Source organism: Exiguobacterium artemiae (assembly GCF_033342815.1).
Lineage (GTDB): Bacteria > Bacillota > Bacilli > Exiguobacteriales > Exiguobacteriaceae > Exiguobacterium_A > Exiguobacterium_A artemiae_A.
The window spans coordinates 1-25761 of the sequence record NZ_JAWPEN010000011.1 but is presented as its reverse complement, the minus strand read 5'-3'; the positions used below and the strand labels follow the sequence as shown (position 1 = coordinate 25761).

General features: G+C 47.6%; 27 protein-coding genes. 17 read left to right on the top strand and 10 right to left on the bottom strand.

Annotation, left to right across the window (positions count from 1 at the left end):
• The first annotated feature begins 144 nt into the window (after nucleotides 1-144).
• The 7 genes from yneA to R7V76_RS11090 all read left to right on the top strand — a co-directional run bounded on the left by yneA (nucleotide 145) and on the right by R7V76_RS11090 (nucleotide 7636).
• A complete protein-coding gene (gene yneA / locus R7V76_RS11120; protein WP_026833384.1) occupies nucleotides 145-432 on the top strand; it encodes a cell division suppressor protein YneA in 288 nt (95 codons plus the stop codon).
• A gap of 45 nt (nucleotides 433-477) precedes the next feature.
• Nucleotides 478-1131, top strand: coding sequence for a YneB family resolvase-like protein (locus tag R7V76_RS11115; RefSeq protein ID WP_114596182.1), 654 nt, complete (start codon nucleotides 478-480; stop codon nucleotides 1129-1131).
• A gap of 113 nt (nucleotides 1132-1244) precedes the next feature.
• Nucleotides 1245-1481: a DUF896 domain-containing protein gene (locus R7V76_RS11110; protein WP_012369999.1), complete on the top strand. Its 237-nt coding sequence runs from the start codon at nucleotides 1245-1247 to the stop codon at nucleotides 1479-1481.
• A gap of 213 nt (nucleotides 1482-1694) precedes the next feature.
• Complete coding sequence (tkt, locus tag R7V76_RS11105; RefSeq protein WP_290830503.1) at nucleotides 1695-3665, top strand: transketolase; 1971 nt, start codon at nucleotides 1695-1697, stop codon at nucleotides 3663-3665.
• A 108-nt stretch (nucleotides 3666-3773) separates the two neighbouring features.
• Nucleotides 3774-4004, top strand: coding sequence for a YneF family protein (locus tag R7V76_RS11100; RefSeq protein WP_012370001.1), 231 nt, complete (start codon nucleotides 3774-3776; stop codon nucleotides 4002-4004).
• Between the two features lie 118 nt (nucleotides 4005-4122).
• A complete protein-coding gene (locus R7V76_RS11095; protein ID WP_290830505.1) occupies nucleotides 4123-5880 on the top strand; it encodes an ABC transporter transmembrane domain-containing protein in 1758 nt (585 codons plus the stop codon).
• Nucleotides 5870-7636, top strand: coding sequence for an ABC transporter ATP-binding protein (locus tag R7V76_RS11090; RefSeq protein ID WP_290830507.1), 1767 nt, complete (start codon nucleotides 5870-5872; stop codon nucleotides 7634-7636). The genes R7V76_RS11095 and R7V76_RS11090 overlap by 11 nt, the downstream gene beginning before the upstream one ends.
• Before the next feature lie 54 nt (nucleotides 7637-7690).
• On the opposite strand, the gene R7V76_RS11085 is transcribed toward R7V76_RS11090, so the two are convergent.
• Both R7V76_RS11085 and R7V76_RS11080 read right to left on the bottom strand, forming a co-directional pair.
• A complete protein-coding gene (locus tag R7V76_RS11085) occupies nucleotides 7691-8596 on the bottom strand; it encodes an SH3 domain-containing protein (RefSeq protein WP_290830509.1) in 906 nt (301 codons plus the stop codon).
• 409 nt (nucleotides 8597-9005) lie between these two features.
• Nucleotides 9006-9203, bottom strand: coding sequence for an aspartyl-phosphate phosphatase Spo0E family protein (locus R7V76_RS11080; protein WP_290830510.1), 198 nt, complete (start codon nucleotides 9201-9203; stop codon nucleotides 9006-9008).
• Between the two features lie 213 nt (nucleotides 9204-9416).
• On the opposite strand from R7V76_RS11080, the gene R7V76_RS11075 reads away from it, so the two are divergent.
• Both R7V76_RS11075 and R7V76_RS11070 read left to right on the top strand, forming a co-directional pair.
• On the top strand, nucleotides 9417-10115 hold the full coding sequence (locus R7V76_RS11075) for a cytochrome c biogenesis CcdA family protein (protein ID WP_026828727.1): 699 nt from the start codon (nucleotides 9417-9419) through the stop codon (nucleotides 10113-10115).
• A 15-nt stretch (nucleotides 10116-10130) separates the two neighbouring features.
• Complete coding sequence (locus tag R7V76_RS11070; protein WP_012370007.1) at nucleotides 10131-10613, top strand: CcdC family protein; 483 nt, start codon at nucleotides 10131-10133, stop codon at nucleotides 10611-10613.
• 32 nt (nucleotides 10614-10645) lie between these two features.
• Here the strand turns inward: R7V76_RS11070 and R7V76_RS11065 are convergent, their stop codons facing one another.
• A complete protein-coding gene (locus tag R7V76_RS11065; RefSeq protein ID WP_012370008.1) occupies nucleotides 10646-11071 on the bottom strand; it encodes a DUF2621 family protein in 426 nt (141 codons plus the stop codon).
• A gap of 92 nt (nucleotides 11072-11163) precedes the next feature.
• Between R7V76_RS11065 and R7V76_RS11060 the strand changes: the two genes are divergently transcribed.
• Nucleotides 11164-11487 carry a hypothetical protein gene (locus R7V76_RS11060; RefSeq protein ID WP_290830514.1) on the top strand — a complete coding sequence of 108 codons (324 nt, stop codon included), beginning with the start codon at nucleotides 11164-11166 and terminating at the stop codon, nucleotides 11485-11487.
• A gap of 37 nt (nucleotides 11488-11524) precedes the next feature.
• On the opposite strand, the gene R7V76_RS11055 is transcribed toward R7V76_RS11060, so the two are convergent.
• The 3 genes from R7V76_RS11055 to R7V76_RS11045 form a co-directional block, all read right to left on the bottom strand.
• On the bottom strand, nucleotides 11525-12826 hold the full coding sequence (locus R7V76_RS11055) for an LD-carboxypeptidase (RefSeq protein ID WP_290830516.1): 1302 nt from the start codon (nucleotides 12824-12826) through the stop codon (nucleotides 11525-11527).
• Between the two features lie 23 nt (nucleotides 12827-12849).
• Nucleotides 12850-13863 carry a hypothetical protein gene (locus tag R7V76_RS11050; RefSeq protein ID WP_318092532.1) on the bottom strand — a complete coding sequence of 338 codons (1014 nt, stop codon included), beginning with the start codon at nucleotides 13861-13863 and terminating at the stop codon, nucleotides 12850-12852.
• Between the two features lie 91 nt (nucleotides 13864-13954).
• Entirely contained in the window at nucleotides 13955-14395 is a 441-nt protein-coding gene (locus R7V76_RS11045) for an RrF2 family transcriptional regulator (protein ID WP_012370012.1), read from the bottom strand.
• A gap of 141 nt (nucleotides 14396-14536) precedes the next feature.
• Here R7V76_RS11045 and R7V76_RS11040 point away from each other — a divergent pair, with 141 nt between their 5' ends.
• Nucleotides 14537-15337, top strand: a complete 801-nt coding sequence (locus tag R7V76_RS11040; RefSeq protein ID WP_318092530.1) for a hypothetical protein — start codon at nucleotides 14537-14539, stop codon at nucleotides 15335-15337.
• Nucleotides 15338-15472: 135 nt separating this feature from the next.
• Here the strand turns inward: R7V76_RS11040 and R7V76_RS11035 are convergent, their stop codons facing one another.
• Together R7V76_RS11035 and R7V76_RS11030 are read right to left on the bottom strand one after the other, a co-directional pair.
• Nucleotides 15473-15766, bottom strand: a complete 294-nt coding sequence (locus R7V76_RS11035; RefSeq protein WP_147269817.1) for a hypothetical protein — start codon at nucleotides 15764-15766, stop codon at nucleotides 15473-15475.
• A gap of 332 nt (nucleotides 15767-16098) precedes the next feature.
• The gene (locus tag R7V76_RS11030) at nucleotides 16099-17346 is read right to left on the bottom strand and encodes an MDR family MFS transporter (RefSeq protein WP_318092529.1); all 1248 of its coding nucleotides are present in this window, start codon (nucleotides 17344-17346) and stop codon (nucleotides 16099-16101) included.
• Between the two features lie 398 nt (nucleotides 17347-17744).
• Here R7V76_RS11030 and R7V76_RS11025 point away from each other — a divergent pair, with 398 nt between their 5' ends.
• From R7V76_RS11025 to R7V76_RS11015, 3 genes are all read left to right on the top strand, one after another.
• Nucleotides 17745-19331, top strand: coding sequence for a peptide chain release factor 3 (locus tag R7V76_RS11025; RefSeq protein ID WP_012370017.1), 1587 nt, complete (start codon nucleotides 17745-17747; stop codon nucleotides 19329-19331).
• 121 nt (nucleotides 19332-19452) lie between these two features.
• Nucleotides 19453-19935, top strand: coding sequence for a general stress protein (locus R7V76_RS11020; RefSeq protein ID WP_290830526.1), 483 nt, complete (start codon nucleotides 19453-19455; stop codon nucleotides 19933-19935).
• 121 nt (nucleotides 19936-20056) lie between these two features.
• Entirely contained in the window at nucleotides 20057-21142 is a 1086-nt protein-coding gene (locus R7V76_RS11015; protein ID WP_290830528.1) for an MBL fold metallo-hydrolase, read from the top strand.
• 139 nt (nucleotides 21143-21281) lie between these two features.
• On the opposite strand, the gene R7V76_RS11010 is transcribed toward R7V76_RS11015, so the two are convergent.
• Nucleotides 21282-22520: a purine/pyrimidine permease gene (locus R7V76_RS11010; protein WP_290830530.1), complete on the bottom strand. Its 1239-nt coding sequence runs from the start codon at nucleotides 22518-22520 to the stop codon at nucleotides 21282-21284.
• Nucleotides 22521-22608: 88 nt separating this feature from the next.
• On the opposite strand from R7V76_RS11010, the gene R7V76_RS11005 reads away from it, so the two are divergent.
• Nucleotides 22609-23445, top strand: a complete 837-nt coding sequence (locus R7V76_RS11005; protein WP_318092527.1) for a LysR family transcriptional regulator — start codon at nucleotides 22609-22611, stop codon at nucleotides 23443-23445.
• A gap of 63 nt (nucleotides 23446-23508) precedes the next feature.
• Nucleotides 23509-24699, top strand: coding sequence for an RtcB family protein (locus R7V76_RS11000; RefSeq protein WP_318092525.1), 1191 nt, complete (start codon nucleotides 23509-23511; stop codon nucleotides 24697-24699).
• A gap of 21 nt (nucleotides 24700-24720) precedes the next feature.
• On the opposite strand, the gene R7V76_RS10995 is transcribed toward R7V76_RS11000, so the two are convergent.
• Nucleotides 24721-25212, bottom strand: coding sequence for a GNAT family N-acetyltransferase (locus R7V76_RS10995; RefSeq protein ID WP_318092524.1), 492 nt, complete (start codon nucleotides 25210-25212; stop codon nucleotides 24721-24723).
• 95 nt (nucleotides 25213-25307) lie between these two features.
• Here R7V76_RS10995 and R7V76_RS10990 point away from each other — a divergent pair, with 95 nt between their 5' ends.
• Nucleotides 25308-25652 carry a cysteine hydrolase family protein gene (locus R7V76_RS10990; RefSeq protein WP_318092523.1) on the top strand — a complete coding sequence of 115 codons (345 nt, stop codon included), beginning with the start codon at nucleotides 25308-25310 and terminating at the stop codon, nucleotides 25650-25652.
• Nucleotides 25653-25761: the final 109 nt, after the last annotated feature.

Here is a 25761-nt window from a genome sequence, read left to right as displayed (position 1 = left end):
CTATAACATAGAACAAATGAGCGTACAAACAATTGTTCGACATTTTGTGTTGACCGAACACCGGTTCTTGGTTTAAGATGAGTTATGCGAACAATTGTTCCGAGAACATCTATTCTAAAACATTTTTAATTGGAGGGATTTATCATGATGCATACGATTCGTACCCATGCCTTTTCCATTGTTTTTTATACGCTCAGCCTTGCTTTCATTCTTTTTCTCTTAACGCCTCGACCGGACGAGAAGGTTGAACAACTCTTGACGGCTTCTGTCACGGTCGATCAAAACGCGACCGTCGAACAGGTCGCCGAAGTCTACAATGACGGATCGATGACCGATCAGGAATATGTCGAGTGGTTGATCGAGAATAATGAACTGAAGACGACTCATGTCATTTCGAAAAACAAAATCGTTGTACCAATCGCGCAACAGTGACAAACTGTAAAAGTTGTCAAAGAACGAACAGGGGTGTGAAGTACAGTGAAAGTAGTAATCTACTGTCGCGTCTCGACGGAAAAAGAAGCACAGGACAGCTCGCTTGAGCGGCAAAGATCAGAACTGTCGGGACTCGCTGCAACAAAAGGGTTTGAAGTCGTGGAGATCATCACGGAAAAAGAAAGTGGTTATGACGTTGACCGGGAAGGGATGTTATCCGTTCTCGATTTCGTCACACGTCAAGCCGTAGATGCCGTTCTCGTGACGGATGATACGCGGATCGGACGCGGGAATGCCAAAATCGCCATTTTACATACGTTCCAAAAACATCAGGTTCAACTGATGACGATGGAATCGGATGGCGAGTATAAACTGGCAGATGCCGAAGCGATGGTTCTTGAGATCGTATCGCTCGTCGAAGAATATCAACGGAAACTGCATAATGCGAAGATTGCCCGCGGTATGCGACGGGCTGTCGAAAATGGCTTTCGTCCCGAACAGAACCTGAACCGTCAAGGTGAAAATGCCGGCCGGAGCCGAAAGGAAGTCCCGATTGAAGAAATCGTCCGATTACGTGAGTTAGGACTAACATTCGCGGACATCGCGGTGACATTAAGAGGGATGGGACACGACATTTCGAAAGCGACCGTCAACCGGCGTTATCTGGAATATAAAGAAGTTGTCAGTACGTATGAATAAGGAAGCGAGTTTGATGCCTCAGCGGCGCATCAAACTTGCTTTTTTTTTTCGTGTCTTTTACAGTAAGATTACTATTGAAAGCTCAGCTTTGAGTCAACAGAAAGAGGGATATCATGTTATCACAAGAACAATTAGACCGGATTAACGAATTAGCCAATAAATCAAAAGTCGAACCGCTGACGGATGCGGAAACAGCGGAGCAAAAAGAATTACGGACGGCTTATCTAGAAGCATTCCGTGGTTCGTTCAAAAATCAGATGATGGGCATCAAGATTGTCGATGAAGAAGGAACCGACGTAACACCTGAAAAACTGAAGCAAGCACAAGAAGAAGAACGGAACAAACAATAATGACAAAAGCTATGTCACTCATTGGGATGAGTGGCGTAGCTTTTTTTGATGAAACGTTCGTAATATGTATCACGAAAGTGCCAAGAAAACGGCAATAGAGAGCGCATTCATTTCAATGTGACATACTATTTAGAAAAGTTGTATCACATTTCTGGGTATGCTAAAATGAGGAGGAATTTGTGAAAAAGAGAGAGGATGATTGTTTTGACGAACATGACAACAGTAGAATTATTAGCAGTAAATACGATTCGTACCTTATCAATTGATGCAGTACAAAAAGCGAACTCGGGTCACCCGGGAATGCCGATGGGTGCAGCACCGATGGCATTTACATTATGGGCGGATCATATGAACCACAACCCTAAAAATCCAGAATGGTTCAACCGTGACCGTTTTGTACTTTCAGCAGGACACGGTTCAATGCTTCTCTACTCACTCCTCCATTTATCAGGATATGATCTCGCGATGGATGACTTGAAGTCATTCCGTCAATGGAACTCAAAAACACCGGGTCACCCGGAATACCGTCACACAGCAGGTGTCGATGCGACGACTGGTCCACTCGGACAAGGCATCGCGATGGCTGTCGGTATGGCGATGGCAGAGCGTCACCTCGAAGCGAAATACAACCGTGACGACTTAAATGTCGTGGATCACTTCACATACGGAATTTGCGGAGACGGTGACTTAATGGAAGGTGTTTCAGCAGAAGCGGCTTCACTCGCAGGACATTTAGGTCTTGGTAAACTCGTGGTTCTTTATGATTCAAACGATATCTCGCTTGACGGTGACCTGGATAAATCGTTCTCAGAAAACGTCCAGCAACGTTTTGAAGCGTATAACTGGCAAGTCATCCGTGTCGAAGACGGAACGGATCTCGATTCGATTTCAAAAGCAATCGAAGCAGCGAAAGCTGAAACAACAAAACCGACATTGATCGAAGTCAAAACAGTCATCGGATTCGGTTCGCCGAACAAATCAGGGAAATCGGCTTCACACGGTGCACCACTCGGCGACGCGGAAATCAAGTTGACGAAAGCAAGCTACGTTTGGGATCACGAAGAATTCTATGTGCCGGAAGAAGTCAAAGACTTGTTCGAAGAGCGTATCGAAAAACGTGGCGCTGATACAGAAGCAGCATGGACAGAAAAAATGGAACAATACAAAACGGCGCATCCGGAATTGCACGCTGAGCTTGTTCAAGCCATCAACAACGAATTGCCAAGCAACTGGGAAGCAGACCTTCCGACTTACGATCTGACATCGAAAAAAGCAACACGTCAGACAAGTGGTGAAGTGTTAAATGCTCTTGCGAAAAACATCCCGTCAATCTTCGGTGGATCAGCTGACTTGGCAGGATCAAACAACACGATGCTCAAAGGCGAAGCTGACTTCGACATCGATCCGAGCGGCCGTAACATCTGGTTTGGTGTTCGTGAGTTCGCGATGGCAGCAGCTGTCAACGGTATGGCGTTGCACGGTGGTGTCATTCCTTACGGTGCGACATTCTTCGTCTTCTCGGATTATCTCCGTCCGGCAGTCCGTTTAGCAGCATTGATGGGCATCCAGTCGATCTTCGTCCTGACACATGACTCGATTGCAGTCGGTGAAGATGGTCCGACACACGAGCCGGTTGAACACTTGATGAGCTTCCGTGCAATGCCGAACCTGACAGTTTACCGTCCGGCAGACGGAAAAGAAACGATTGCCGCATGGAAAACAGCGGTTCAATCGAAAAACAAACCGACACTTCTCGTCATGACACGTCAAGGATTGCCTGAACTCGAAGGTACGACGGTCGAAGGCGCTGAAAAAGGCGGATATGTCATCGCGGGTGACATCGACAAAGCGGATACAATCTTAATGGGAACAGGTTCTGAAGTGCACTTGCTCGTCGAAGCACAAAAAGAACTCGGCGAAACGGCAGCTGTCGTCTCACTTCCATCATGGGAATTGTTTGAAGCGCAATCAGCTGAATACAAAGAATCGGTCTTGCCAAAACGCATCACGAAGCGTCTTGCAATCGAAGCCGGAGCTTCGCTCGGTTGGTATAAATATGTAGGAACAGAAGGTCAAGTCATCGGAATCGATCGCTTCGGTGCTTCTGCTCCTGGAGATCTTCTGTTAAAAGAGTACGGCATGTCTGTCGAAAATGTTCTAAATACAGTCAAGCAACTCGGTTAATGAAGAAAGGTGCGCAAACGCGCGCACCTTTTTTTTGCATTATCTATGCAAAGGCTTTAAATTATAGTATAGTAAAAAGCGACGTTTGAAGTTAGAGGAGGAAGCAACTTGGCTACATGGATTTGGATTTTAATTGCCCTTCTTTGCTTGGTAGCTGGTGTCGCCCTTGGTTTCTATATCGCTCGCCGATACATGATGAACTATTTGGAGCAAAACCCACCAATCAACGAAGATATGATTAAGACATTGATGATGCAAATGGGTCAAAAGCCATCACAAAAGAAAGTCAACCAAGTGATGCGTTCAATGAGTGGTTCAATGAAATCACCGAAAAAATAATGACTTGTAAAAGGAGACCAATTTGGTCTCCTTTTGTTTGCTATTTTTTAGGAAGATGGCTAATCTAAAATGTGAGACTATTAGAAATACTCAATCGATTTAAAAAGGGGGGACTTGTATGGGAGTCTTCAGGAAATTGAGTTGGTTTTTCCGACTCGAATGGAAAGCTTACAGCTTGGGGATCATTGCTTTAATTTTTGTTGCCGGACTGGAATTGATTCCGCCGAAAGTGATCGGTTCGACGGTCAACGGTCTGAGTGAAGGCAGCTTGACGAAAAATGATTTATGGAAATTGGTCGGCACATTGATCTTGATCGGGGTATCGACTTATGTGATTCGTTATTTTTGGCGGTTCTTCATCTTCGGCGCATCAATCCGGCTCGGGCGGTTGTTACGAAGTCAGTTATACGGTCATTTTTCAGACTTGGATCAATCGTTTTATAAAAAGTACCGCAGCGGGGATTTAATGGCTCATGCGACAAACGATGTGCAAGCGGTTTCGATGACGGCCGGAGCCGGTATTTTGACACTCGTCGATTCCGTGACGATGGGGAGTTTTGTCATCATCACGATGATTACGACAATCAGTTGGAAACTGACACTTGTTTCCCTGTTACCGATGCCGTTGATGGTATATTTGACATCACGTTACGGCAAGATGCTGCACTCGCGGTTTCATGATGCACAGGAAGCCTTTTCCGATTTAAATGATAAAGTCGCCGAGAGCGTCAGCGGGGTCCGGGTCTTAAAAGCAACCGGGGAAGTCGAGTCGGATGTCGGTACGTTTACATCGCTGTCAGACGATGTCGTACAAAAAAACCGCCGGGTCGCAAAAATCGATGCCTTATTTGATCCGACGATTTTCGGTTTGGTCGGCTTGTCTTATATCATTGCCGTCGGATACGGTGCCTATTTATTGCAGCAAGGCGAAATTCGGATCGGGGACATCGTGTCCTTCACTACATACTTAGGATTATTGACATGGCCGATGCTCGCGTTCGGCTGGTTGTTTAATATCGTTGAACGGGGACGGGCCTCGTACGACCGGATCGAACGGATGCTTGCAATCGAACCGGAGATTAAGGATGCCAAGGAAGCGGCGACGACCGTCGCATCCGCTGATTTACAGGTCGCGGTCGATCGTTTTGTTTATGATACACAACCTGTACTCGAAAATATCCACGTGACGTTGACACCGGGACGGACACTTGGAATCGTTGGGCGGACCGGTGCCGGGAAGTCGACGTTCGTCCGTCTGTTATCACGCGAATACGATGTCAAATATGGATCAATTGCCATTGGTGGACAAGACGTCAAACAATTGACGCGGGAAACGGTCCGCAAACAGGTCGCCATCGTACCGCAGGATCATTTCCTGTTCTCTGCTTCGATTGCCGATAACATTGCCTTTGCCAAACCGGATGCTTCGATGGAAGAAATCATGGAAGCCGCACGGATTGCTGCCGTGCATGAGGATATCCTCGGCTTCACGGAAGGGTACGCGACGATGGTCGGGGAGCGCGGTGTCACGTTATCCGGCGGTCAAAAACAACGGATTTCGATTGCCCGGGCATTACTTGCAGATTGTCCGATTCTGGTACTCGATGATGCGTTGTCGGCGGTTGACGCGAAGACGGAAGAAGCGATCATCGAACATTTCCGGACGGCGGATAATGAACAGTCGCAAATCATCGTTGCCCACCGTCTGTCAGCCGTTTCGCATACGGATGAAATCATCGTTCTCGATGCGGGACGAATCATTGAACGGGGAACACACGACGAATTGCTTGCACGGGACGGTTGGTATAAAGAAACCTATGACCGGCAGCAACTGGAATCACTCGTCGAACAGGGAGGTGGAACGCTTGAATCATGATATTAATGAAAAAGCGGTCTTGCGACGATTGCTTGGCTTCGTCAAACCGTTTAAAAAACAGGTTTTAGTCGCCTTCTTACTGTTACTCGTGACGACCGGAGCAAAGCTCGGGGGACCTTATCTTGTCAAAATCTTCATCGATAATTATGTGGCCGTCGGGAACTATCCGGTCCAGGAAGTCGCGTTATTGTTTGGTGTCTACTTGCTGTTGCATACGACCGGTATCGTCGTTGATTATTTACAGGCGTTTGAGTTCCAAAAAATTGCCTTAAAAGTCATTCAACGGCTCCGGATTGATGTGTTCCGTCATGTCATGCATCTTCGGCTCGGTTACTTCGACCGAACACCGGCTGGCGTGCTTGTTTCACGGATTACGAATGATACGGAAGCAATCAAAGAGCTGTACATCGGCGTTTTGTCGACATTCGTCCAAAGCGGGGTTCAACTGATTGGAACGTATATCTTCCTGTATCTGCTTGAACCGCGCCTGGCGACGATTGCGTTAGTCTTATTGCCGCTGTTTTATTTCATCATCTGGATTTACCGTCGTTACTCGACGAAATATTATGCGGAAGTCCGGGATTTATTATCGAAGATTAACGGACAATTAAATGAGTCGATCAACGGAATGGCCATCATCCAACAGTTTCGGCAGGAAAAACGGCTGATGGCAGAGTTCGAAGAAACGAACATCGCCCATCAAAACGGCCGTTACAAGAACCTGAAACTCGACAGCTGGCTGTTACGTCCGATCATTGAACTGATGCTTGCACTGACGATTGCGTCCTTGATTACGTACTTCGGTGTCCTGTCCTTTTCACAAACGGTTCAAGTCGGGGTCGTCTACGCTTTTATCAGCTATATGGAACGGATTTTTCAACCGGTCCAGCAAATCATGCAACGCCTGTCTGAATTCCAACAGGCAATCGTCTCGGCGGACCGGGTCTTTAAAGTGCTCGATACGGATGAGCCGGAACCTGCGAAGACGATTGCGGGGGACGCGGATATTACAGAAGGACATATTGTCTTTGACAATGTCCGCTTTAGTTATGACGGGGAGAAGGAAGTCTTGAAAGGGATTTCGTTTGAAGCGAAAAAAGGACAGACTGTCGCTCTGGTCGGTCAGACCGGCAGCGGGAAAAGTTCGATTATCAATATTCTGATGCGTTTTTATTCCTATCAGTCAGGTCGGATCCTGATTGACGGACAGCCGCTCGAACAATTGCCGGAAGACGAGCTGCGGCGTCATGTCGGTCTGGTCTTACAGGATTCATTCCTGTTTACAGGCAGTGTCGCCGATAACATCCGGTTGTTTGATCCGTCCATTCCATTTAAAAAAGTGGAGGAAGCGGCCCGCTTTGTTCAAGCAGACGGGTTCATCAATCAGCTCGACGAACAATATGACAGTCCGGTTGCGGAGCGGGGAGCTACCTTCTCTGCCGGAGAACGTCAACTCGTTTCGTTTGCCCGGACGATGGCACGTGATCCGAAAGTCTTGATTCTCGACGAAGCGACAAGTTCAATCGATACGGAAACGGAAGAAAAAGTGCAGGTCGCTTTAAAACGGATGCGGCAGGGACGAACAACGATTGCGATTGCCCACCGGTTGTCGACAATCCAGGATGCGGATCTGATTTTAGTCCTGCATCAAGGGGAAGTCGTCGAACAAGGGAACCATCAGGCACTGATTGAAAAGAACGGATTATATAAAAAGATGTATGAATTGCAATCTGGTCACGTTTCGTCGGTATCATAAGACACAAAAAAGCCTGCCAGGCGATCTCGCCCGGCAGGTTGTTTGTGTTTAAAATTAGTAGACAGTAACTGTGACGTTTTGACGTCCCCAGTTAAGTGCTTCTTGTTGTGAACCAACGAGAAGGTCAAGTTTGTTACCTTGGATTGCGCCGCCACGGTCGAGTACGATGGCTTCACCGATACCTGAGATGTGCATGCGTGTACCAATTGGGTATTGAGCTGATGCTGCAACGATACGCATACCATTGTACGTGATCGTATTTGTGACATCATAACCGCTAGCAGTCAATGCGCGGCCATTGTAAAGGCGGCTACCATTGTTTGATGGATCAGTCGTGTACGCAGAAACATTCATTGTTACTTTCGTACCTGATTTAGCTGCTGTAGTTTGTTTTGTTGCTGCAGCTGGTTTAGCTGCTGCTTTTGGAGCTGGTTTTGCAACTGGAGCTGCCGGTTTAGCTGCTGGAGCTTTGACCGCTGGTGCTTTTGCTGCTGAACCCGCTAAAGTTGTATAAGCGCTGTGTACGTAACGAGTTTTTCCGTCGATTGTTGTTTTGATCCAAGCACCGACTTTGTTTTCTACGTTAACGGACTGGCCTTTATACAAGTTGCCAACGTCTTTAGAGTTTGTAGTAGGTTGCGTACGAACGTTTAATACTGCCGTAGTGACTGTAGCTTTTTTAAAGTCGAATGAAGAACCGGCTGAAGTGTATGCGCCGTGTACATAACGTTTTTGGCCATTGATGTTTGTTTGGATCCATGCGCCAGAACGTCCTTCGACATTTAATTTTTGACCTTTATATACGTTACCTACATCCGCTGATGCCGTTGTAGGTGCTGTGCGTACATTTAATACCGCTGTATTTACTGTTACCGTCTCTGAGGCAGCCTCTGTCTCTTGGGCGAATCCTACTGATAGAGCCGTTGCTGCAAGACCTGCAGCGAAAACTGCTTTTTTCATTATTGATGTCCTCCTGACATGTGCTGTGTTTACTGTTCCTACTTTACACGGCAATTCCGGTTTGTGCGTTTACAGGTCAGAGTCATTCAAGTTACAAACCGGGCTAGTATGACAAACAGATTGCAAAAATGCATGTTTTGTCACGTCTAGGTCATAATGCTTGGTAAAATAAAGGGAAAGTAGGACTTTAGGCATACTTTAGAAGAAATATTCTAACTATTCGCCTAACTAAAGGCTCAAAAAAAGAAGTAAAACGACAAAGTAAAGATTTTCTTAAAGAATTAAAAATAAAAAACGCATTATATAGAGGAAACACGAAAAAACCGCTGACGGCCATCGCACGTCAGCGGTTTTCTCATAAACATATATAGGAGTCGATTATCGTCTTGCCCAAACGACAAATTGTATTTTATCCTAAGACGGATTCGTTCGCGCAGGAATGGTACGTATACTTTTGAACGAAACGAGAATATTCCAGTAATAATAAATCGAGTTCATGACTCAGCTTTAAAACATGCGGGGAGGTGAAACTAGACCGATCCGCTTGATGATACAGTTCACTTCGTTTTGCTTCGATCGCTAAAGTCAATAGATGCTGGCTTGTCATAGAATCCTCCCTTACATTGGTGTCATATCCATATTCTAGCAAGTGGTTTCTGGCAGTGCAACGACATTTCATCTGTTTTGAGGAAATGTAATTTTTTTGTAATTTCAATTGTCACGAATCTTTTTTATCTTTCGGAAGATAATAGGTGCTAAATGTCGATTAGTTTGGCAAAATAGAGAAGGAACTTCTTCTTATTAGAAAGGAGCTGCTGAAATGGAGCTCTCGCTTTGGTTAGCGTTTGGTGCAGGGTTGCTGTCATTTGTCTCACCTTGTACGCTTCCGTTATATCCGGTATTCCTCTCTTATATTACCGGTGTTTCTGTAACGGACTTGAAAGAAAAAGGGGTCAGAGAAAAACGGTCGTTGTTGCATACCGTAGCCTTTTTGGTTGGATTTGCGATGGTGTTTGCCGTTCTTGGTCTATCGACTTCGCTGTTGGCGGATGTCTTCATCACCTACCGTGACACGTTACGGATGGTCGGCGCGCTCGTCATTTTTGTTTTCGGCGTAGTGTTGCTTGGATTATGGCAACCGACATTCTTGATGCGTGAGAAAAAACTGAACTTAGGTGAACGAAAGGGCGGGTACATCGGTACCATCCTTGTCGGAATTGGTTTTGCTGCCGGATGGACACCGTGTACGGGTCCGATTTTGGCAGGCGTCATCGGGCTTGCGGCGACGAATCCAAGCCAAGGTATGTTGTATATGCTGTTTTATGTATTGGGATTCTCGATTCCGTTTTTACTGATGGCCTTTTTCGTCGGTCGTTCGAGATTGTTCGTGCAGTACAGCTTGAAGATGACGAAATTTGGCGGCGCATTGATGATGTTGTTCGGCATCGTCCTTTATTTTGACGGACTCAGTGCCTTTGCTGCATGGATGAGTGATATCGTAGGATTCACTGGATTTTAACAAGGAAGTGATGGGATGATTTGGGTATCAACAGGGGTTGCGCTCGTCATGGGTTTGCTGATCAGCTTCATTCGTGTCAAAGCTTCAGCTAAACCGACGAACGCTAAAAAAATCTTAATCCCGCCCTTCGCCATGTCGACCGGAATGCTGCAGTTTTTATACCCGGCATCCCGCCTGACATGGACGGAAGTGGCAGAAGCATTGCTGGTTGGTGCGATCTTCAGTATTTTTTTAATCAAGACGTCCAATTTCTACGAAGCCGAAGGACAAATTTATCTGCAACGTTCAAAAGCCTTTTTCATCGTCCTGTTCGGAATTTTAATTGTCCGGACAGTGGCAAAGTTTGTCATCGGCGGTCAAATCGATATCTTTGAGACCGGCGGGATATTTTATCTCGTGGCGTTCGGGATGATTGCGCCTTGGCGGATTGCGATGTATCTGAAGTATAAGCAGGTTAAGTCGGGCATCGTCCCGGTTAAACATTTACCGCAAAATTAAAAGGAAGGATTCTCATCTGAGAGTCCTTCCTTTTAGTTTTGGAAATACAGTTCGTATTCCCGCCAATCGATGGCGTGTTCGCGTAAAGCTTTTTTCAAGAATTTATGGTCCCGTTTCGGTGTCGCTGAAATATATCCTTTGACGACCAATTCGGACGTCATCTCGGTTGCCCGTTCTTCCAGTGCAAACTGCCCGATCCGTCCCGCGATTTTCCGACGGGCGACGTCCCGAAAAGCAGCCGGGACCGGCATGACGAGTGCGTTTAATAAATCAAGTGTTTCATCCGTCCATAAATGGCGGGTCTGGTCGATGTATTCATCTTCCCAGTCCATCATCGATTTGCCGTCTTCTTTCGGAAGTTTCTTAAGGAACTTCCGGAACATGAAGAAACCGCCAATCGCCATCAATGTGATCATGATAAAGCCCCAGAGCAAAATTCCGTTCATGAACCATGCCATCCGTGACTCATCCCCCTTTCAACATCACTTATACATTAGCATAATTTTTTTGGTCGTGCTATGATAAATGACGGAGAAAGTGAGGCGGAACGATGTTACAACCTTATGTACAACTCGACCAGTCCGGACGGCCTCAAAAAGGGCTCTTGCCGGAGACGGAAGACGGACGTGTCGTCGAATTTTATTATGATACGAACGGAGCGGACATCACGGTTGTCTTCGTGACGATTCCTGCTCAGGACGCAAGCCGCAAGCGGGCGTTCACGGTCGGAAAAACGTTTAAGACGATTTCGACGCTCGAAGACTTCACGTTGATACGATACGATTTGACCGATCATAAAATCCTCGCGACACTCGAGATGTTCGCAGATGGATCGAAGCGTCAAATTGATGCTTCGAGATTGCTCGACTATTAAAAAAGAAGGAGACGCGGATCGCCGCGACTCCTTATTTTTAATGTTGGATGGAAATTCTGTCGTCCTCGATTGAGGCTGTCCCGCCAATCGGGAAAGTGAACAGCGGCATCGTATGGCCGAAGTCCGTGCCGGAGATGACCGGAATCGACGAGAGGGCAGGGTACAGCCCGACCAGATAACGGAGATGTTCATCTGTCATCTGTGTCGCAAGCTGAAAACGACCGAACACGATTCCACGGATTTGATCGGCTCCGGGTTGCGCCATCAAGGAGGCGAAGTCACGGGCAAAGGTTGCCGGATGGACCTCGTAATCATCTTCAAGGAACAGAATGCTGTCGCGTAAATCTGGGAAGTATGTTGTCCCTTGCAGAAGGTTCAACGTACAAAGATTCCCGCCGAGTAGACGTCCGCTGCCGGAGCCTTTTGAGAGAATGACGGGTCCGGGGTTCGGAAGTGTCATGTCTTTTCCTTCATGCTGATCATGCCAATTGACACTCGGCTGAACCTGCGTCGTTCCGCTTCCGAACAACACCTGTTCGAATGACTGTAACGTATAGGCATCGCGCGAGGCGAGGGCACGTAACATCGGTCCCGAGTAGGTGACGAGTCCGCTTTTCGTCAAAAGGGCATGACTGAGCGCTGTGATATCGGAAAAACCGCAGAGAATCTTCGGATTATTCCGGATTAAATCGTAATCCAGTCCGTCGAGCAATTCATTGGAACTGAACCCGCCGCGGACACATAAAATCGCATCGATCGACGGGTCGGCGAATGCGGTATGGAGATCGTCCAAGCGGCATGCCGGATCACTCGAACCGAACGGATTCAATGCCCGGGCATGCTGACTGATCGAGACCCGTAAGCCAAACGATTCCAAAACCGTGATTGCCGGATCAACAATCCTTGACTCGACCGTCGCAAGACTTGAAGCCGGTGCAAGCAGACGAACATGTGAACCGCTCGCCAGACGCTTCGGCACAATGACGGGAATTTGCTGTTCAATGCATTCAATCCGATTGCCGAACGGATCATTTGTGAAAAACCGGCGGCGTGGTGCGAGACGATCATCAAACTGAGTGGTATACCCGGCCGCTTGCAACCGGTTCGCCAAGTCGTCCAGGTTCGCAAATGTCAGACCCGGATGTGCTTTTGCCGCCGGTTGAAACGGCTCTTCGATTCCGAGATGGAGGGCGGCGCCATCCGATTCAAACCAGACACCACCGCTTGCTTTGACACCCGGTGGTTTTTCAACTTCTTTCATATGTAAAAGCCCGGCATAAAAAGCCCGAGCCTGTTCTTCCGAGTTTCTTGGGGCAGCTAACTGTACGTGATCTAACATTCTGACACGTCCTCTCAAGAAAATTAAACGATGAATTCCGTCACCCGTTTGAGTTCGCGTTCGACGAAGTTCAAGTAAAAGTGTCCGTCGATCCGTCGATCCAGTTCCTGGGCGACTTCGTAAATATTGGAGCGCAGGACTCCGAGATAGGCCACTTCGGCATGCCGGGCAGCCCGGTAAGATGCTGCATAGTGAGCCAGTAAGAATTGCAGGTAACCACGGTCCGTCAATAACGGAATCAACTGTTTTTTCTCTTCCATCGACCAGACATACTTGTCGTCGTAATACATCGCGGCATAGAGGTGATACGGTTCATCGCCGCCTGTGAAGAGCGGTTTGACGCGCTTGACTTCTTGAATCAACTGTTCCGTCCAGTCGAACCGGTCTTTTTTACGACTGATGAACAACGGAAGAATGAACGGATGGGCCTGATCGGGCATCCGCGAACAACCGCGTTCGTGACGGATGGCAGCGTACAGTAACAAGGCCCGGTCTTCGTAACCGCGTTCGATGGCATACGTCATCCGGCTGAAACCTTCGCAAGACGGGCAGTCACTTAATTCGTCGGACGGAGCGTCGACCCATTCGGAAAGGTAATGATCGGCCTGTTCTTCGTCACCGAGCTTGCTGTAAATCATGAAGCCGATGTAGTCGCGTGTCCGGGCAAAGCCGTGGGCGTCACAAAAATCAACGAACCGGTCGAAATCTTCTTCAAGTAAAGCGACAGGCATATCTTCCTGTTCGGCTGCATAAATTAAATAGGATTTATAATTCCAGTACAGATCGAGTTCCTGTTTAGGCGTTAAAGTCAATTCATCTTTCCGGACCCAATCCATTAATAAAGAAAAGGAAACTAAAAAAGAGCGGAAGTGACCCAAATCAAATTGATTTTGAGAAAATGTCCACAAGGCAAGGGGACGGAGTGTCGCATCAGTCGTGTCTTCAAAAATGGTCCAAAGTGATTCACCACGTTCGAGTGACGGATCTGCCTCTTTTAAGCGGAGATATAAAGTGTTGAGTTCTTCGTGAGGGTTCATCTGTACCCCTCCTTTCTTATATAAGTATACCACGCACGGATTCAGATGACGTCACGGATGTCTGTCGACAAAAAAATGATTCCGCCCACGATTAGTCGCGGCTCGGAATCATTTCAAGGATTTGTCGATGTGTAGAATTCGTTGGATGAAGTAAATCATTTATCGTGTAACTGTTCAAGACTTGATGAAACGCAGCAATCGCGTCATCAAAAGCGTCGCGTGCAGGGTCTAAAGAAGGGAGCTCGGATGTCCCTTCGAGTGGATCTAAAAAATGAGTTGTTGGTTCAAACAATTGCACTACGTCACCGATATAAATTTCATCCGGCGGGCTTGCCAAACGGAATCCGCCACCTCGACCTCGAACAGAATGAATTAATCCATTTTGTCCTAAACGATAGACGACTTTCATCAGATGATTTTTTGAAATGTCGTAACAGTCCGCTACTTCCTGAATTCGGACCAATCGATCAGCGTTTGCCCCGGCAAATAACAGGGATCTAATTGCATAATCCGTATAACGTGTCATGCGCATTTTCATCACCTACTTAACTACACATGTTAGAGAAGTTAAATAGAAAGTACAAGTTTGAATGTGCATATCTAAAGATGCATTTTAGAGATTGAATTTAAAGAAAAGGTCGGGCATAATATACGAGGAAAGGTAGGTCATGTCATGCATTTTGATCAGGCATTACACCTGTTACAATCGATCGGACCCCAAGTGGATCAAAACGGCTTACGGATTGCCAGCCGTTTTTATAAACAGTTGGAAAATAAGTATAGCGCAGAACTGCAGGAAATAGGAAGTCTCGAGCTTCCATCGCAAAGCTTTGAGCTCCGGATCCTCCGGTTAGCTCAACTAATGAAACATGTCACGCATCAACACGAATCCAGTGAACTGTTTAAAATGGTCTTATTAAATGAAATCAAGCAAACAAAATCTTTTATCCTGACCTATCCGGATATCGTCAGTACCGAGATTGTCGATGCGGTCAGAGTGGAGCTTGGATTGTCACCGATGGATCCGGTACTCGAAGCCTGGCGGATTGTCCATCATCAATTAGTCGAGACGTGTCGCCATTTTTGCAAATATAAGCAACAGGGTGACTGGTCTCGTCTTGGTGTCCTGCTCGTCGCGGAGGGGCATCATCTGGGTGCCATCATCGATGAGGCGCAGTATGCGCTGATGAGTGGACGGACAACGACAATTTTACATGCCCGGTCAACAAAACCATCTTCAAAGAAAATGTTGTCAGATCTTAATTTACTCACGAAACAGGGCTTAATTTTTCACAGCATTCAGAATGAGGGATGGGACGAAGAAATCGAAAGTTTCCTGGAACTCATTTCAATAGACGATCCAATCGTTTTCGTCAGCGGCTCGAGTCGATTCATTGCCGAAGTACAACGAACGTTAGAACCTCTGCCCGTTATATTCGGTCCATTTGTTGCGGACGGTGTGTTGCCATCGTGATGGTGTTCGGAAATCGAGTCTGCCTTTGGGAATATTCGAAGCAGAAGCCATTTCCTACATGAGCTGTTTCGGGTTCAGGAATGCTTTGAATGTATAATCAGTTTTCTCTCAGATAGGAACAAACCACCTATTTTGTCAAACGATCAGGAGACAATAACGTGTCAGGGAGGTGAACGGGGCTTTTGTCATATAAACATGCGTATAGGAGTCATCAAACGTAATCAAGGCAGAGACAAGATGAGCCCGGATATGGCGACAAGAATGGCTTCGTCGTTGTGGTGTAATCAATTCGTCCCGATTGGAATCGAAGTCCAATAACAGTTGGAGCGGTTGCTCCGTAAAAATCGTCACCTGACAGCGGATCCCGACGCGTTGATAGTAATCGAAGATGCACTGGCGAACGGATAGCGCTCTTTCATGGGTAATCATCTGCATCGTCTCTCCCTTAAACCGGAACTGAAGCATCGCGATTCCTACGTTAATGTCACGATCCTGACACTCCCACCACTGAAGCAGTGGGCTTTCTGGCCTTAAATTCTGTTAAGGAGTTCAATTCCTGCTGTGGAGAGTAAATATCTCCACGGAAAACTTGTAAAATAAATACTACTATTTAATCATCATTACCCTTTCTCCTACTCGAATATCATATAGGACAAAATTCCTTATTAAATCATATACATACGAAAACCCCAAACCGGATACTTTTGACGAGTGTCTGGTTTGGGGTTTCTATATTAAATGAGTAAAAAATCTACTTTAATTTATGCGGATTGAGACAACCGTTTCGCGCGTTGGATCGAGCGGTCGAGCGCGAGATAAACAAGTCCGGACAAACAACAGGCGACACCGACACCGGCAAGCGCGTATTGTCCGTTTCCAGAGTCGAGGAACAAGGAACCAAGTAACGGCGCCGTGACTCCACCAATCAGCCACTGGATACTGGCGGCACCGTTATACGTTCCGCGCAAGTGTTCCGGGGCGATCAAAGCGATGAATGTCATCTGGACCGGTGACATGATCATCTCACCGAGTGTATAGAGGGCGTAGATGACCAGTAAAATCGTCACGAGCACGATATAGCCGGTTCCAAGCGAAAACAGATACGACGGGATGAACGCAAGTAATATCATCCCGAGTCCGAAGATGCTGGCGCCAAGCAACATGACTTTGCCGAAGGCTTTACCGGACAAGCGGGCGGCGACCGGGAACTGGAACAGGACGACCATGATGCCGTTCAGTCCCATCAGGTACGGGAACGGATTTTTATCATTCGGCAGTCCCGGCAAGGCTTCCTTCAGGAAAACCGGCAACATGCTTTCAACGAGGGCGAAGCCCATCGAGATAAAGACACCAGCTGCAATGAAAATCACGAAAACATGATCTTTCCGCAGGACGGTGAAAGCCGACAGCTTTGGTTCGTCGTGCGTGTGTTCGATCTGATCCGGTTTGGTTTCCTGGATGAAAACTAACAAGACGAGGGCATACAGGAAAAAGACGGCGGCAGCAGCGTAAAAAATCAGCGACCGGTCGATGAACAGGACGGCACTTCCGATCAACGGTCCGAACGCGGCTCCGACATTATGTCCCATCCGGAGCAATCCGAATGATTCATTAAGCCGTTCCGGCGGTGTGACATCGGCAACCATCGCGCTTGCTGCCGGGTGGAACAAGGAATTCGTCAGACCGAGCAAGGCATTCATCAATAATAACGGCCAGAAGGAATCAGCGAATGAAAAGCCGATTAAAGCAATAACATCCCCGACGATCGAGATGACCATCAGCGGTTTGCGACCGTACAGATCGGCCAGGTGTCCGCCGAGAAACGAGCCGAACAGTGACATGATCGGACCGGTCGCCATGATCAGACCGACCAAAAAATACGAATCGAGCTGTTCCGAATAATAGAGAACAAGAAATGGTGCAATCATGAACATCATGACTCCGGTAATCGTTTCCCCGACGAACCGGATCCAGATGTTACGGTCAAGCTGTTTTAGTGCAGTAAACATAAACAAAACCCCTTATATTTCCGTTTTTAGACCATGAAAAAGACGGATACGCACAAATATGGGCATACCCGTCCTGATATAAGAGGGCAGCATGTACGTATACGCATACGTACACCCTGCTTAATTGAAAATTAAACGATTGGGTGACGTACAGTTGTAGCCAATACGTAAATCGGTTGTTGCTGATTAAATGATTGTGACATTGTACGTCTCCTCCTTCTTGTAATAGTAACTTCCTCGTCATCGTATAGAACATCAGGCTGGGTTGTCAATACAAAATCTGAAAATTAAGTCAACAATGTGAAATGGACGAGACTGCGAAAATTCGGTATGATAGACTAGTTGCGAAAAAGTATCTGTATCGAGGTTGAATATATAGGTGAAAGGAATTAATATACATGACAAAACTACTTCAAACGGAAGTCGAGAAACGCCGGATCTTCGGCATCATCTCCCACCCGGATGCCGGGAAAACGACATTAACTGAAAAATTCTTGCTCCACGGTGGAGCAATCCGCGAAGCCGGATCCGTCAAAGCACGGAAAAACTCAAAATTTGCGAAATCCGACTGGATGGAGATCGAAAAACAACGGGGAATCTCCGTTACTTCTTCCGTCATGCAGTTCGAATATGACAAAAAAATCGTCTCGATCATGGATACACCGGGTCACTCCGATTTCGGGGAAGATACGTACCGGATCCTGACAGCCGTCGACTCGGCGATCATGGTCATCGATGCCGCGAAAGGGATCGAGTCCCAAACGAAGAAACTGTTCCAGGTCTGCCGGATGCGCGGAATTCCAATCTTTACGTTTATTAACAAGATGGACCGTCAAGCACGTGACCCGCTCGAATTGATGGAAGAGCTCGAAGAAGTCCTCGGGATTCCGTCGGTTGCGGTTACATGGCCTGCAGGATCAGGACAACAGTTCGAAGGTGTCTACGACCGTGTCAACGAGAAGTTCCACTGCTTTAAAAATGATCGTCTGACGATTGATCTCGGCGAAGAAGGACTCGCAAACGATCAGTTGGCTTCAACGATCAACAATGAAATGTATGACACGTTAGTCGACGAAGTTGATTTACTCGACGGAGCCGGCAATGAATACAATGAAGAATTGATTGCGAAAGGTGAATTAACACCTGTCTTCTTCGGTTCTGCCCTAGTCGACTTCGGGATCACACCGTTGCTTGAGCATTACCTAAACTTGTCACCGTCACCGACTCCGCGTGAGTCGAACAAAGGACAAATCGAGCCGGCACAAGATTTCTTCAGCGGTTTTGTCTTCAAAATCCAAGCAAACATGAACCCGAATCACCGTGACCGGATTGCGTTCGTCCGGATTTGTACCGGTAAGTTTGACCGCGGGATGGAAGTTGTCCTGACGCGGACCGGTAAAAAGATGAAGCTGTCGCAATCGACACAGTTCATGGCAGATGAGCGGGAAACGGTCAACGAAGCATTTGCCGGCGATGTCATCGGTCTGTACGATTCCGGCAACTACCAAATCGGCGATACAATCACGAACGGTGATCCGAGCCTGCAGTACGAGGCCTTGCCGACGTTCGCACCGGAATTGTTCCTGAAAGTCTTCACGAAAAATGCCCTAAAATCAAAACAGTTCCAAAAAGGCGTCGAACAGCTTGCACAAGAGGGAGCGATTCAGGTCTACAAGACGGAATATAACGAGATCATCCTCGGCGCAATCGGACAACTTCAATTCGAAGTCTTCGAACACCGTCTCAAAGGAGAATACGGCGTTGATATCTTAAAAGATGCGGCAAACTTCCAGGTCGCGAAGTGGGTCAAAGTGACAGAAATCAGTGAAGTCAAGAAATTGACGGATTCACGGACTGTCCTCGTCTACGACCGCTGGGAAAACCCGGTTCTCTTGTTTGCAAATGATTTCGTCTACGAACGATTCGTTCAGAAAAACGACGGTGTCATCACACTCGTTGATTCACCACAATTACTCAAAGACTAATCTGTTAAAACGTATCTTCCGGTTCACTGGAAGATACGTTTTTTTCGTTTTGAGATCCGAAAAGAAGGGTAAAAATTGGAGTCTGTAAATTCATATCTCTGTGAGAGGAATGGTGTTGACGATGGCGAAAAAATTTATCGGCATTTTTCATGATGAATCGAGTTTACATCAAAAAATGCAAGCACTAAAACAGCAAGGACATAAAGATTCTGATTTTTCAGTAGTGGGACGGGATGATGCAGCAGATGAAACATCGGGTGCGTCGTGGATCGACCAAATCAAATCAAAGTTCAGTCATGAGCCGCCGCTTCGGGAAACACTAAAGCGGGTCGGTCATTCCGATGATGAAGCGGAACGCCATTACCAGGAAGTCGAGCGGGGAGGAATCGCATTGTTCGCAAAAGACCGGCACGATGAACATGACCATACCCATGATCACAATCACGACCATGATCACGACCATTTACATGATCATTCTAACGATGAGAATGACCGTCACGGCGGAAAAGTCGCAAATCCGGGCATCAATGATTATGAATCAGAGCATTCGGATGATCACGACAAGAGCGACCGTTCAAAATGGAAAGCCGATGATGTAGATTAATAAACCGGGACGCCAAGCTGAGCTTTTCAGTTTGGTGTCTTTTTTTGAGAAGTGAAGTTTGTTCATTACCGCTTTAAAAATCGCCGGTGCTATACTGAACGTATCAAAGAGGTGAAGAGAAATGAAAAAAACAGTCGCAACACTTGCTGGTCTCGGCGTTCTCGGAGCGGTCTTCATGACCCGTTATCCGTTGTTCGGTCGCCGACCATCGAAGACAGATCAACAGCGTTATGCCCGTTCGGCTCAGTTTTCGAACGGAAAGTTTCAAAATGAACTGCCATTCCAATTAAAGATGGAATGGGACACAATGAAAAGTATCTTAAAAGATTACGGACGGGAGCTGCCGTCGTTAAAACCGGTCAAACCGTTGCCGGTTGTTCCGTTTGAACAACGGACGGACGGAACGGAACCGCGCGTAACCTGGTTCGGTCACTCAGCGTTCCTGCTTGAACTCGATCAGCAGACGATTTTCTTTGATCCGATGCTCGGACGTGCCCCGTCACCGTTCCCGAAACTCGGGGGCGGACGGTTCCAGACGACGTCACAGGTCGATCTTGACGCCTTACCGCCGATTGATCTCGTCATCTATTCACATGACCATTATGATCACTTGGATTATCATTCGGTCCTGGCGTTAAAAGATCGTGTCGGTCAATTCATCGTCCCGCTTGGTGTCGCGAGTCGTCTGAAAGGCTGGGGTGTCGATCCGGCCCGGATTACGGAACTCGATTGGCATGAATCGGTTGAGACGAACGGTCTCCGCCTGACGGCAACACCGGCCCGGCACTACTCGGGTCGCAACGGGCTCGATCAATTTTCGACGCTTTGGGCGTCATGGGTGATTGAGGGCTCGAAAAAAATCTTCTTCAGCGGCGACAGCGGGTATGGTCCTCACTTCAAAGCCATTGGGGAACAATATGGTCCGTTTGATTTAACGATCATGGAATGCGGACAATACGACACCCGTTGGTCGAGTTCGCATATGTTGCCGGAACAGACGCTCGCCGCGCATCTCGATGTCAAAGGGGACGTGATGATTCCCGTCCACTGGTCGGCGTTTACGCTGGCGTTTCATCCGTGGTTCGAACCGGTTGAACGCGTCCTGAAGGAAGCAGCGAAACACGACGTACCGGTCGTGACCCCGATGATTGGTGAAAGTGTTACGGCTACGAGCCAGACGCGTAAATGGTGGCGCGAGGTACGATAAAGTAATCCTCGTCTTCTTTTCCTGTAGGAGTCACGGGAAGAAGCCGAGTTTAATAGACTGTTTTCATATGATTTCAAACACAAAATCCCCACTCTGTCGCATTTTGCGAGAAAGTGGGGATTTTACTTTGACGTATAAATCAACTGGCAAGTCGATCAGATTTAGCATCACGTCGTGAACGCAAACGCTCGATGACTTCAAAACCGAGCACAAGCATCGTACCGATCAATAAGCCGTTACTGAAGAATGGACGTAACGTCAACGGGAGGATTTCCGCCAGGACCGTCGATTGCAATAAGATACTGATGCCGATGACGGCACAAATCGCAAAAGCATGCTTCCGGCGACTGGTCGTCATGCTGCTTTCAGCCGACTGCCAGGCAATCAGGAACATGTGCGGTAACGTTGCAAGCAATGCGGCACTGGCGACACTGCGCGGTAATGTGGCGATGATGCCGATGATGCTCGGGAAAAACCCGACCAGGGCAATAACGAGTGAGGCAATCAAAAACGGACGGCGTTCCTTACTTCCGGTCTGAGCGATGAAACCACTCGTGATCGGCAACGGAACCGGGACGAGCGTCGAGAACGTCGCTGCAATCAGGTGAATGATTCCTTCAATCGTCAGTCCTTGATTCAAGGCTCCTTTTTTCTGAATCGTTGCCTCGACAGCGCTGAGCGCAGCAATCAGATTGACGATCAAAAGAATCGCAAACGGAATCGCGACGAGAAACGCACTGCCGTCAAATTGCGGCATTCCGAACGGTAAAGCGGTTGGAACGGCAAAGACACCGGACGCTTCCGGCAGCGAAGGACGGCTAACGAGCCAGCCGACGACAATACCGATCATCAAAGCGAACGGCCGTAAACGCGTCGGACCGAATTGACTGAGTCCGAGCACAAGCAGGAAGGTCAGAATGCCGGCGAGACGTGTCGCCTCAACAGCAAGTACTGCTCCGAGCATGACGCCGGTCAGTTGAATACATAATAAAAGCAAAAACGTTCCACTGACGAGCGGCGTAAAGACCGGTAATAAAAAGCGCGTCCAACCCGTCAATCCAAGGAAAATCAGGACAACGCCGGCGATGACGACAGCGGCCATCGCAATCGTGAAGGCTGTTTTTGAATCGACCGGTAACGCGGCGATGACAACAAAAATGCTGACCCATGAACCGGCCGGACCGGACACGATCGGTAAGCGGTGACCGAAGACACCATGGAGAAAACAGGCAATCCCGCCGACGAAGAAAGATCGTTGCACAAGTGCGGCTGTTTCAACACTTGAGAGGTCGAACAGACTGGCGACGACGATGGGCAAGGCAATCGTATTGGCTAATAAGAAAATGATCCACTGGATCGTGGACGTCGTACGTTTCACAAAAATCGTCTCCTTTAAAAATCGCTGATTTCAGCATCATATCATATGAATGATGTTATGATTCATACATATTTATGACTGAAAACATATGAAAGAGATGATGAAGATGGATTTACGTCAATATCGGTATTTTTGCGCAGTTGTTGAAGAACAATCGGTGACGCGGGCGGCTGAACGCTTACGGATGGCACAACCCGCTTTGACACAACAGATTCGGAAAATGGAAGAACTGCTTGGGGTGCGGTTGATTGAACGGGCGGGACGTGGCATCCGGATTACGGCAAGCGGTGAGCGGCTGTATGAACGCGCCGTCTCATTGTTGCGGTATGAAGCAGAAACGCGGATTGAAGTCAGTGACATCAAGGAGGGACGAGCCGGCATCTTACGGATCGGGGTCAATACATTATCCGCCGGTCGCCTGACAGGCTGGGTTCAAGAGATGAAACGCCGATATCCCCGGATCACGTTGCAAATTCATCAAGGCGAGTCGGGTGTGTTGATTGACCGCCTGAAGGATCATGCGATTGACGTGGCACTCGTCCGACTGCCGATCGAGGCCCAGGGCGTCACAATCGAATGGATGGAGGAAGAACCGTTTTATCGCGTCCATCATCCGGAATATGCGGACGCCGACGTCATCATTCCGAGTCAGGAAGGACTGGGTGTCTTTCAGACGCTCAGTCAGCAGTTCGGCGTCGTCTCGCAGGAAACCTGTTCCGACGTCCTGATCTTGATCGGACTTGTCCGGTGCGGACAAGCCGTGACACTGTTACCTGAAAGTACACTCCGTGAGCTCGACATGACGGGACTTGTTCAGGAACGGTTAACGGACGCGACGAGTACGACGGCTCTTGTCTGGTTGACGGAAGACGGGCAATCCGCCTTAACACAACAATTTCTGACGATTGTTAACGAACGAGAATAAATTGTTAAAAAAGGAATTTTGTAGGATACTTGAACAAAGTGAACTGAGCAGGGGGAGAACAAGATGAAGACGATTCGCGGAAAATACGGCGAAGCGAAGATTTTTACACAGAACGTCGATGATATGACGATTGAGCAGGTGACAGGCATGCTGAATGAAAATATTGCCGTCGACGGGAATGTCCGGATTATGCCCGATTGTCATGCCGGCAAGGGGTCGGTCATCGGAACGACGATGCGGATTCAAGATAAAGTCGTGCCGAATCTCGTCGGTGTTGATATCGGTTGCGGGATGTTATGTACACAGATTATGCGAAACGGCACAGCCGGCATCGACTATGAAAAATTGGATGCGACGATCCAGGAGCTGGTGCCGAGTGGCATGTCGGTCCGTAATCAGCCGCACCGCTTGGCGGAACAGATTCCGTTTGATCAAGTATTGGCACCGTTTAACGAAACACGAGCCCGGTTATCGATCGGCACATTAGGCGGCGGAAATCACTTTATTGAGCTGAATGTGGATGAGGAAAACAATCTGTATCTCGTCATTCATTCCGGCAGCCGTAACCTCGGGAAAACGATTGCTGAGCATTATCAAAAGCTGGCGGAAAGCGCACAATTCACGGTTGATACGGAATCAATCGTCTCCTCGCTGAAAGAACAGGGACGGGAGCAGGACATTCAAACCACGTTGGTCGAGCTGAAGAGTCAATTTAATGAAACGAATAAAGATTTAGCCTACGTCTCCGGTTCTGATATGGACAATTACTTACATGACTTAAAAATCGCTCAAAAGTACGCAGCACTGAACCGTCAAGCGATGACGGAGGTCATCCTGGAAGCAATGGGCTGGTCAGCGACCGATCAATTCGATACGATTCACAACTATATCGATCTCGAGCAGATGATTCTCCGGAAAGGGGCAATTTCGGCACAGGCCGGTGAGATTGCCATCATTCCGATGAACATGCGGGACGGTTCATTGATTGTGAGAGGAAAAGGCAATCCGGACTGGAACTATTCCGCGCCACACGGGGCAGGCCGGATCATGTCCCGCTCGAAAGCCTTTAAATCAGTGGACTTGAAGGATTTTGAGGAGACGATGCAGGAGGTCTGGTCGAGTTCGGTTGTCGAATCGACACGCGATGAGTCGCCGTTCGTCTACAAGCCGATGGAGGAAATCATCCGGAACACAGAGGACACGGTCGAGTTATTAAAAGTCATCAAGCCGCTTTATAATTTTAAAGCGAAATGATGGGACGAAGTACGAATAATATTACTGGCAGATGAACTGATGACTGTCTTGGTCGCAAATCCCTGTCGTGAACCCGGCTGTTAAGAGAACGGACTGTGAGGCACGGTTATCAGGTGCGGTATAGGCACAAACCTGTCTGACCTTCATGTCCTGCAGTCCAAACCGGGTAACCGTTTTGACAGCTTCCGTCATGTAGCCCTGACCGCGGAAGTCCGCTTTGAGTACATAACCAATCTCGGCGATGTTGTTTTGGTAGCCTCTGCAAAAACAGCAGTTGCCGATGAATTCGCCGGTCGACTTTAAATAGAGTCCCCACGTGATGCCGTCCCCGTTGAAGTAATCAAGAGCAATTTGACTCAAGATCCGGACGACGTCGCGATTATTTTCTGCCTGTTGCCCGTCATAGGCCGTAATCTCAATCATTTGGTTTGCTTCGCTTAACCGGATTTCCCTTAACAGGAGCCGTTCGCTCGTCAGTTCAGGAAAGACGTCAAAATAGTATTTTTCTTTCACGCGGCATGTCTCCTTTAGTCTTTTTATACTTTAATTGTACGTTATCCGATACGAATCGAAACTAAAAATCCGTTCATTGATCAGGAGGAACTCACATGCCAAAAAAAGCTTTAGTCGTCATCGATATTCAAAATGACATGACAAAAAACTACAAAGAAGTCATTGGGACGATCAATCAGTCGATTGACTGGGCAATCGAACAAAACATGCATGTGGTCTATATCCGGCATGAGAATTTATCGGCTGGAACAAGAACGTTTAAGACCGGAACACGTGGTGCCGAGTTGGCACCTGATTTAAAGATCGTGTCGGATCACATTTTCACGAAATATAAGGGGAATGCCTTAACAAGCGAAGCTTTCGCAGCATTCATTGCGCAACATGACATCACCGGCTTTTATCTGACCGGCGGAGATGCGACGGCTTGCTGTGACTGCTAAGATGAAGACAACAATCCGCGACGATTTGAATCCAACACTTCTCGAATCAAATACTTCTTCGCTACACTGTATTTAGAACAGATGTAGGGAGATGAACTAGGAGTGGAAA

Excerpts from the sequence above, each read along its gene's own strand:
- R7V76_RS11075 (WP_026828727.1), top strand. The coding sequence starts at position 9,417 with ATGGAGCTCTCGCTTTGGTTAGCGTTTGGTGCAGGGTTGCTGTCATTT.
- R7V76_RS11045 (WP_012370012.1), bottom strand. The coding sequence starts at position 14,395 with ATGCGCATGACACGTTATACGGATTATGCAATTAGATCCCTGTTATTT.
- R7V76_RS11085 (WP_290830509.1), bottom strand. The coding sequence starts at position 8,596 with ATGAAAAAAGCAGTTTTCGCTGCAGGTCTTGCAGCAACGGCTCTATCA.
- R7V76_RS11005 (WP_318092527.1), top strand. The coding sequence starts at position 22,609 with ATGAAAGAGATGATGAAGATGGATTTACGTCAATATCGGTATTTTTGC.
- R7V76_RS11040 (WP_318092530.1), top strand. The coding sequence starts at position 14,537 with ATGCATTTTGATCAGGCATTACACCTGTTACAATCGATCGGACCCCAA.
- R7V76_RS11055 (WP_290830516.1), bottom strand. The coding sequence starts at position 12,826 with ATGTTAGATCACGTACAGTTAGCTGCCCCAAGAAACTCGGAAGAACAG.
- R7V76_RS11060 (WP_290830514.1), top strand. The coding sequence starts at position 11,164 with ATGTTACAACCTTATGTACAACTCGACCAGTCCGGACGGCCTCAAAAA.
- R7V76_RS11015 (WP_290830528.1), top strand. The coding sequence starts at position 20,057 with ATGAAAAAAACAGTCGCAACACTTGCTGGTCTCGGCGTTCTCGGAGCG.
- R7V76_RS11110 (WP_012369999.1), top strand. The coding sequence starts at position 1,245 with ATGTTATCACAAGAACAATTAGACCGGATTAACGAATTAGCCAATAAA.
- R7V76_RS11050 (WP_318092532.1), bottom strand. The coding sequence starts at position 13,863 with ATGAACCCTCACGAAGAACTCAACACTTTATATCTCCGCTTAAAAGAG.
- R7V76_RS11065 (WP_012370008.1), bottom strand. The coding sequence starts at position 11,071 with ATGGCATGGTTCATGAACGGAATTTTGCTCTGGGGCTTTATCATGATC.
- R7V76_RS11030 (WP_318092529.1), bottom strand. The coding sequence starts at position 17,346 with ATGTTTACTGCACTAAAACAGCTTGACCGTAACATCTGGATCCGGTTC.
- R7V76_RS11000 (WP_318092525.1), top strand. The coding sequence starts at position 23,509 with ATGAAGACGATTCGCGGAAAATACGGCGAAGCGAAGATTTTTACACAG.
- R7V76_RS11070 (WP_012370007.1), top strand. The coding sequence starts at position 10,131 with ATGATTTGGGTATCAACAGGGGTTGCGCTCGTCATGGGTTTGCTGATC.
- R7V76_RS11025 (WP_012370017.1), top strand. The coding sequence starts at position 17,745 with ATGACAAAACTACTTCAAACGGAAGTCGAGAAACGCCGGATCTTCGGC.
- tkt (WP_290830503.1), top strand. The coding sequence starts at position 1,695 with ATGACAACAGTAGAATTATTAGCAGTAAATACGATTCGTACCTTATCA.
- yneA (WP_026833384.1), top strand. The coding sequence starts at position 145 with ATGATGCATACGATTCGTACCCATGCCTTTTCCATTGTTTTTTATACG.
- R7V76_RS11035 (WP_147269817.1), bottom strand. The coding sequence starts at position 15,766 with ATGATTACCCATGAAAGAGCGCTATCCGTTCGCCAGTGCATCTTCGAT.
- R7V76_RS10990 (WP_318092523.1), top strand. The coding sequence starts at position 25,308 with ATGCCAAAAAAAGCTTTAGTCGTCATCGATATTCAAAATGACATGACA.
- R7V76_RS11020 (WP_290830526.1), top strand. The coding sequence starts at position 19,453 with ATGGCGAAAAAATTTATCGGCATTTTTCATGATGAATCGAGTTTACAT.
- R7V76_RS11080 (WP_290830510.1), bottom strand. The coding sequence starts at position 9,203 with ATGACAAGCCAGCATCTATTGACTTTAGCGATCGAAGCAAAACGAAGT.
- R7V76_RS11095 (WP_290830505.1), top strand. The coding sequence starts at position 4,123 with ATGGGAGTCTTCAGGAAATTGAGTTGGTTTTTCCGACTCGAATGGAAA.